Below are 7,267 nucleotides of genomic sequence, written 5' to 3'. Positions count from 1 at the left end.
CCGCGTTCCTTCGCCAGCTCGGCCGGCGTCTTGATCGGGGGCTTGTCCGACGGCGTGCGTCCACCGAAGTCGTTGAACTCGGTGATCCGTGGCCGCTTCTCGACGGAGGCGAGGATCCGCTCGAGGTCCTTGCGGGTGAGGGTCTCGTGCTCGAGCAGCTCACCGGCGAGCAGGTCCAGCGCGTCGCGGTAGTCGTTGAGGATCGCCCACGCCTCGGTGTGCGCGGCCTCGATGAGGTTGCGTACCTCCTCGTCGATCTCGCGGGCCACCTCGTGCGAGTAGTCGGACTGCACGCCCATCGAGCGGCCGAGGAACGGATCGCCGTGTTCCTGCCCGTAGCGGACGGCGCCGAGGCGGGCGCTCATGCCGTACTCGGTGACCATCGCCCGGGCGATCTTGGTGGCCTGGTCGATGTCGGAGGAGGCACCCGTCGTCGGCTCGTGGAACACGAGTTCCTCGGCGGCGCGGCCACCCATGGCCATCACCAGGCGGGCGATCATCTCCGAGCGGGTCATCAGGCCCTTGTCGTCCTCGGGGACGGTCATCGCGTGACCACCGGTGCGGCCACGGGCGAGGATCGTCACCTTGTAGACCGGCTCGATGTCCGGCATCGCCCAGGCGGCGAGCGTGTGCCCGCCCTCGTGGTAGGCGGTGATCTTCTTCTCGTGCTCGCTGATGATGCGGCTCTTGCGCCGCGGGCCGCCGATCACGCGGTCCACCGACTCCTCGAGCGAGGCCTCGGTGATGACGGTGCCGTTCTCGCGCGCAGTGAGCAGCGCGGCCTCGTTCACGACGTTGGCCAGGTCGGCACCGGACATGCCGACCGTGCGCTTGGCCAGCCCCTCGAGGTCGGCGTTCTGGTCGAGCGGCTTGCCCTTGGAATGCACCTGCAGGATCGCCCGGCGCCCGGCGAGATCGGGATTGCTGACCGGGATCTGCCGGTCGAACCGGCCCGGACGCAGCAGGGCCGGATCCAGGATGTCGGGACGGTTGGTGGCGGCGATGAGGATGATGCCCTGCCGGTCCCCGAAGCCGTCCATCTCGACGAGCAGCTGGTTGAGCGTCTGCTCACGTTCGTCGTGGCCACCGCCGAGGCCGGCGCCACGCTGGCGGCCGACCGCGTCGATCTCGTCGACGAAGATGATGCACGGGCTGTTCTGCTTGGCCTGCTCGAACAGGTCGCGCACGCGGGACGCGCCGACACCGACGAACATCTCCACGAAGTCCGAACCGGAGATGGTGAAGAACGGGACACCGGCCTCGCCGGCGACCGCGCGGGCGAGCAGCGTCTTGCCCGTACCGGGAGGTCCGTACAGCAGCACGCCCTTCGGGATCTTCGCGCCGAGGGCCTGGTAGCGCGCCGGATTCTGGAGGAAGTCCTTGATCTCGTACAGCTCTTCGACCGCCTCGTCCGCACCGGCGACGTCGGCGAACGTGGTCTTGGGCATGTCCTTGGACAGCTGCTTGGCCTTGGACTTGCCGAAGCCCATCATGCCGCCGCGGCCACCGCCCTGCATGCGGCTCATCACGAAGAAGAACACCCCGAGCAGGATGATCATCGGGAGCACGAACAGCAGGATCGACGTCAGCCAGCTCTCCTGGGTGACGGTGGTGTCGAACTTCTCGAGGCCCGCGCCGGCGACCTTGTCGAAGATCTGCTCGGACGCCGACTCCGGGTACTTCGCGAGGATCTCGGTGTTGTCTCCGGTCGCCTCGTTGCCGCTCTTCAGCCACAGGCGGACCTGCTGCTCGCGGTCGTCGATCTGCGCCCGGCTGACGTTGTTCGCGTCGAGCTGGGCGATCGCGACAGACGTGTCCACCTTGGCGAAACCGCGGGTGTCGTCGCCGAAGTAGCTGAAGGCGTAGATGACCAACAGGATGCCGGCGACGATCGCCAGATTACGGAACACTGTCTTGCGGTTCATACAGGTTCGGCCCGGCCGGCCGGTCCTTTCGATAGTGCGGTCATCATCGTGGTCGTCCCGAGGAGTCCGGCGACGAACCGGACACCGCAAGGTTACCGCGTGGACGCGCAGCGTTGCCCTCGCGCGGCCGCACGGTCCGAAGGATCAACGTCCGGGACCACCCGGGGGTTCCCGGTCGCGTCAGGTGCCTGCGGTCACGGGCCACGACGTGGTTATCATTTCGCATGGCCATGCAGGAGCCGGACGCTGCAACCGAGGCCGACCCGACCCGGATCACCGAGGCCGAGCCGACCCGAACGGCTGCGGCCGAGCCGACCCGCACGGCTGCGGCCGTCCTTCCTGGCGAGGCGACGACCGAGCCCTTCCCGGTCCGCGCCCCCGCCGGCATCGACGACGTCGAGGCCGGGAACCGGATCGACGACTTCGACCTGCTCACCAACCTCGGCCGCGGCGCCTTCGGCCGCGTGTTCCTCGCCCGGCAGCACTCGATGCAGCGGCTCGTCGCGGTGAAGATCTCCCCCGACCGCGGCACCGAGGCGCAGACCCTCGCCCAGCTCGACCACGACTACATTGTCCGCGTCTTCGACCAGCGGATCCTGCCGGAACACGGCCTGCGGCTGCTGTACATGCAGTATCTGCCGGGCGGGACGCTGCTGCGGGTGCTGCACCGGGTGCGCACCACCCCGCCGGAGCAGCGCAGCGGCCGGCTCCTGCTCGACGTCGTCGACGAGACCCTCGCCGAGAAGGGTGAGATCCGGCCCGCCGAGTCGACCGTGCGCAGCCGGCTCGAGAGCCTGACCTGGCCCGAGACCGTCGCGTGGCTCGGCCGCCGGCTCGCCTCCGCGCTGGACTACGCCGACCGGCGCGGCGTGCTCCACCGCGACGTCAAGCCGGCCAACGTCCTGCTCACCGCGGAGGGCGTGCCCAAGCTCGCCGACTTCAACATCAGCTTCGCCGAGTCCGTCGGCGGCACGTCCGCCGTGGCGTACCTCGGCGGGTCCCTGGCCTACATGTCGCCCGAACAACTCGAGGCGTGCCATCCCGGGCTGCCCGGCACCGCCGCGGACATGGACACCCGCAGCGACATCTACGCGCTCGGGGTGATGCTGTGGGAACTGCTCACCGGCGGCCGGCCCAACAGCGAGGACGATCTGGGCGCCGAGACCCTGCCCGCGCTCGAGACCATGCTCGCGCGGCGCCGCACGGGACTGACCGCGGCTGCACGCGAGCGGGTCCCGGCCGACTGCCCCCAGACCCTGCTCCGGGTGCTCGCGAAGTGCCTCGAGCCGGATCCGGCGGACCGGTGGGCGTCGGGCGCGGAGCTGGCCCAGCAGTTCGACCTATGCCTCGATCCGCGGGCCCGGGACCTCGTCGACCCGCCGCCGCACAGCTGGCGGGCCCGGCTGCGCCGCCCCGTGGTGCCGATCCTCACGGCCGCGATCGCGATCCCGAACGTGCTGGCCGCCCTGTACAACTACCAGCACAATGCGAACCTGATCGTCGACCGGCTCCCACCGGACACCCAGCGCGAGTTCGAACAGCTCGCGCTGATCATCAACGGGATCACCTTCCCCCTCGGCACGGTGATCATCGTGTACCTGTGCCGACGGCTGATCACCGTGCCGCGCGGCCTCCACCGCGGCCGCAGCTACAACGCGGTGGAACTCGCCCGGGCCCGGCACGACGCGCTGCTGATCAGCGACCGCGTCGCCGCGGTGGTGATGACCCTGTGGACGGTCGCGGGCATCGCGTTCCCCGTCGCGCTGCACTTCGTCGGCGGCAACATCGACGGCCCCTCGGCCGCGCACTTCCTCACGTCGATCCTGGTGTGCGGCGCGATCGCCGTCGCCTACCCGTTCTTCCTGGTCGCCTTCTACATGGTGCGATCGTTGTATCCGGCGTTCCTGCCGCACGGGGCGACCGACGCCACGGACGCCCGCGAACTCGAGGGGCTGCACCGGCGCAGTGTGCGTTACCTGGCGCTCGCGGCGGCCGTGCCGCTCGTCGGGGTCGCCGGCGTGACGTATCTCTCGCCCGAGGAGATCCAGCAGGTTCTCGTCGCGGTCCGGGTGCTGGCGGTGGGCAGCATCGCCGCGTTCGTGCTCGTGTACTGGTTGTTCCGCATCATGGAGGACGACCTGCGGGCACTGCAGCGCGGCATGGCCCCGACCCGGTCGACGCGCGATCCGGTGGGGCCGACCTCGGATCAGCCGGTGTAGACCTTCGGGTCGAGGGTGCCGATGTACGGCAGATCGCGGTAGCGCTCGTCGTAGTCGAGGCCGTAGCCGACGACGAACTCGTCCGGAATGTCGAATCCCACGTCGGCGACGTGGACGTCGACCTTCACGGCCTCCGGCTTGCGCAGCAACGTCACCACCTCGAGGGACGCCGGGTTGCGCGAGGAGAGGTTGCGCATGAGCCAGGACAGCGTCAGGCCGGAGTCGATGATGTCCTCGACGATCAGCACGTTCCGGCCGGCGATGTCCTTGTCGAGGTCCTTGAGGATGCGCACCACACCGGACGAGGACGTGGACGACCCGTACGAGCTGACCGCCATGAACTCCATCTGGGTGGGGATCGGCAGTGCCCGCGCGAAGTCGGTCATGAAGAAGATCGCGCCCTTGAGCACGCCGATGAGCAGCAGGTCACCCTCGGGTGCGCCCACCGGGTAGCGCGTGGCGATGGTCTCGGCCAGCTCCTTCGTGCGCTGCTTGATCTGGTCCTCGGAGATCAGTACCGACGCGATGTCGTTCTCGTACACCGGGTTCTTCCTGCCTTCCCTCAGTCGTCCGCGCCCTGTCGCCGGCCGACGAACTCGACGATCAGCCTGCCACGCCGACGCGTGACCACCAACCTGACGCCGGGCTCCGGCCCGCCGCCCACGGCCACCGCGCCCTGCCCGCGCCACCGGCCGATCAGCTCGTCGGCGGCCCGCAGGGTGCGGTCCGTCGGCGCCGACGCCCCCGAGTCGAGCAGCCATCGCCGCAGGACCCGCCGTCGCACCGCCACGGGAGTGCCGGCGAGGGCGTCCACGGCCAGGCCGGTCCCGGCCCGGGCCTCCGCGAGCAGTTGCAGGGCCAGTTCCTCCAATGCGTCCTCGTCCTCGCGCAACTGCCGGGCCGTGCGCGCCAGGGCCGACGCGACCCCACCCCCGAGCACCTCCTCGAGCAGCGGCAGCACCTCCTCACGCAGCCGCACCCGGGTGAAGCGCCGGTCGCTGTTGTGCGCGTCCTCGTAGGGCGCGTACCCCAGTTCCGCGCATGCCCGGCGGGTGACCTCGCGGCGCACCCCGAGCAGGGGGCGGCCCCACGGATCGTCGAACTCGCACATGCCGCGGAGGGACCGGGCACCGGAACCGCGGCCCAGCCCGAGCAGCACCGTCTCGGCCTGATCGTCGAGCGTGTGCCCGAGCAGCACGGGCAACCCCGCCCGGGCCTCGCCGAGCGCCCGGTAGCGGGCCGCGCGCGCTGCCGCCTCGAGTCCGCCGGGGCCGGTCACCGCGACGCGGACGACCTGCACCGATCCGCACCCGGCGGATCGCGCGAACTCCGCGGCCAGGGCGGCCACGTCGCCGGAGCCGGGTTGCAGGCCGTGGTCGACGACGACGGCCCGCACCGAATCCGCCTCGGCGACGGCGGCGGCGGTCAGGGCCGACGAGTCGGCGCCGCCGGACAGGCCGACCGCGACGGACCGGCCGTGGGCCGCGACCCACCGCCGCACGGCCAGGCGCACCTCGTGGAGGGCAGGGGTCTCGGGCAGGAGCGGCCGCTCGGACGACACCGTCAGCCCAGCACCCGCGCGATCCACGCGTGGGGGTCGTCGATCTCGGCGAGGGTCGGCATCGCGTCCGGACCGCTCCAGACGACGTTGAACCGGGCCATGCCCGCCCGCTCGACGACGGTGTCGACGAACTTCTTGCCCTGCACGTACTGGGCCATCTTGGCGTCCATCCCGAGCAGTGCGCGGATGATGCGGTGGACGGGGTTCACGGCCCGGCGCCGGCGGTTGTCGAACGCCCGGCGGATCTGCGCGACGGCGGGCACCACGGTGGGCCCGACCGCGTCCATCACGTGGTCGGCGTGGCCTTCGAGCACGGTGCCGAGGGCCAGCATGCGGTCGAGTGCGGCGCGCTGGGGTTCGGACTGCACCGCTCGGACGAGACCGAGCACGCCGCGCTCGGCCATGGGTTTCTCCTCGCCCGGCCGGCGATCGCGCAGGACCCCGGTGATCCGGCCGGCCAGGTCGGTGAACGACTCTTCCGCGGTCCGGCCCAGCTCCGCCGCGGCCTCGCGCATCAGATCCGCCATCCACGGCGCCTCGGCGAACTGCACGCGGTGGGTGACCTCGTGCAGGCACACCCACAGCCGGAAGTCGGCGGTGGGCACCCGCAGCGCCCGCTCGACCGCGACGACGTTCGGCGCGACGAGCAGCAGAGACCGTGAGAACGGGTCGTACTGACCGAGCACGGCGGAGGAAAGGTACGCGAGCATCGCACCGGCCTGCACGCCGGCGGGCTTGCCGACCCAGCGGCCGTCGGCGGGCCCGGAACCGGTGAGGTCTGCCATCGACCTGGCGGCGGCGTGCACCCAGCCGGACCGGTCGACGACCGCGGCGGGCGGCACGTCCCGCCCGTCACCGAGTCCGGTCAGCTCCCGCACCGGCGGCTCGGCGCGGTCGGCGGCCGACGCCAGCTCGGCGGAGACGGTCTCGGCGGTGTAGCGCGACATCGCCGGGCCCGGTCGGGTCAGGCGCGCCCCGATCCCGGCCGCGAGCTTCCAGTCGATCGCGTCACCCAGCGTCCGGTCCTGGTCGGTCATCGGCATCCGCATCCTCGGAGGGTCGCCGCCACCGCGTCGAGGGCCGGCCGGCTCTCGCCCGGCGGACGGTCGTTGGACAACAGGGCGAACGTCAGCACCCGTCCGTCGGTGTCGACGACGAATCCGGTCAGGCCGCTCGCCTGTGACAGAGTGCCCGTCTTCGCGCGGACCCAACCCGCCCCGTCGCGATTGGTCGAGGCGTAGCGCTCGGAGAGGGTGCCGGTGGCGCCGGCGACGGGCAGGTAGTCCAGCATCGGGCGCAGCGACGCCTGTTCGGTTCCGGCGGCGGCGGCCATCACCCCGTCGAGCAGTTGCGCGGGAATCCGGTTGTCGACGGACAGCCCGCTCACGTCGTGGAGGGTGAGCCCGGTCAGGTCGAATCCGGCCTCGCGCAGGACCGCGGAGACGCTGTCGACCGCGCCGCGGAACGACGGCTCGGCGCCCTCGGCCGCGGCGATCTCGCGGCCGACGGCCTCGGCGAGGACATTGTCGGAGTAGCCCATCATCTGCCCGAGCCGGTCGCGC

At 71.4% G+C, this 7,267-nt stretch carries 6 protein-coding genes; 1 reads left to right on the top strand and 5 read right to left on the bottom strand.

What is annotated here, in order from left to right; genetic code table 11:
* On the bottom strand, positions 1 to 1,925 hold a 1,925-nt coding region (ftsH, locus tag CQZ88_RS04285; RefSeq protein WP_102799295.1), incomplete at its 3' end, for an ATP-dependent zinc metalloprotease FtsH.
* A 224-nt stretch (positions 1,926 to 2,149) separates the two neighbouring features.
* On the opposite strand from ftsH, the gene CQZ88_RS04280 reads away from it, so the two are divergent.
* A complete protein-coding gene (locus CQZ88_RS04280; RefSeq protein ID WP_102799294.1) occupies positions 2,150 to 4,144 on the top strand; it encodes a serine/threonine-protein kinase in 1,995 nt (664 codons plus the stop codon).
* Here CQZ88_RS04280 and hpt read toward each other — a convergent pair.
* From hpt to dacB, 4 genes are all read right to left on the bottom strand, one after another.
* Positions 4,132 to 4,686, bottom strand: a complete 555-nt coding sequence (hpt, locus tag CQZ88_RS04275; protein WP_006930428.1) for a hypoxanthine phosphoribosyltransferase — start codon at positions 4,684 to 4,686, stop codon at positions 4,132 to 4,134. The two genes, CQZ88_RS04280 and hpt, sit on opposite strands and share 13 nt — an antisense overlap.
* A gap of 20 nt (positions 4,687 to 4,706) precedes the next feature.
* Positions 4,707 to 5,705 (bottom strand): tRNA lysidine(34) synthetase TilS, encoded by a 999-nt coding sequence (gene tilS, locus CQZ88_RS04270; RefSeq protein ID WP_006930429.1) that lies wholly within the window; start codon positions 5,703 to 5,705, stop codon positions 4,707 to 4,709.
* 2 nt (positions 5,706 to 5,707) lie between these two features.
* Positions 5,708 to 6,748 carry a zinc-dependent metalloprotease gene (locus CQZ88_RS04265; protein ID WP_006930430.1) on the bottom strand — a complete coding sequence of 347 codons (1,041 nt, stop codon included), beginning with the start codon at positions 6,746 to 6,748 and terminating at the stop codon, positions 5,708 to 5,710.
* Positions 6,739 to 7,267 (bottom strand): D-alanyl-D-alanine carboxypeptidase/D-alanyl-D-alanine-endopeptidase (gene dacB / locus CQZ88_RS04260; RefSeq protein WP_102799293.1); only part of this gene is annotated, 529 nt, incomplete at its 5' end. The genes dacB and CQZ88_RS04265, both read right to left, overlap by 10 nt.

Source organism: Rhodococcus sp. ENV425, from assembly GCF_002887785.1.
GTDB classification, from domain to species: Bacteria; Actinomycetota; Actinomycetes; order Mycobacteriales; family Mycobacteriaceae; genus Rhodococcus; species Rhodococcus aetherivorans.
This window is presented reverse-complemented; position numbering and strand designations above follow the sequence as displayed.

Bases quoted from the DNA above. Each gene is read 5' to 3' on its own strand.
- CQZ88_RS04265 (WP_006930430.1), bottom strand. From the start codon at position 6,748: ATGCCGATGACCGACCAGGACCGGACGCTGGGTGACGCGATCGACTGG.
- CQZ88_RS04280 (WP_102799294.1), top strand. From the start codon at position 2,150: ATGGCCATGCAGGAGCCGGACGCTGCAACCGAGGCCGACCCGACCCGG.